General features: G+C 62.4%; 1 pseudogene. It reads right to left on the reverse strand.

What is annotated here, in order from left to right:
* A pseudogene (locus FQ664_RS27020) lies at positions 1–234 on the reverse strand (MFS transporter); the annotation flags it as partial.

Genomic DNA, 234 nt, shown 5'->3' on the forward strand with positions numbered 1-234 from the left:
GTCAGGGCGCTGACCAGCGAGCCTGAGCACATCAGCAGCACCGAAGCCATCAATGCAGCCTTGCGGCATTTGCGGTAGGCGTACAGGCCCATCAGCCAGCCCCCGATCGGGCGCATGAGGAAGCCAACGGCGAAGATCGCGGCGGTATTGAGCAATTTTGTGGTGGAATCGCCGGCCGGGAAGAACGCCTTGGCGAAGTTCAGCGAGAATGCGGCGTAGACGAACCCCTGCTCC

Source organism: Pseudomonas persica (assembly GCF_900291015.1).
In the GTDB taxonomy this organism is placed as follows: domain Bacteria; phylum Pseudomonadota; class Gammaproteobacteria; order Pseudomonadales; family Pseudomonadaceae; genus Aquipseudomonas.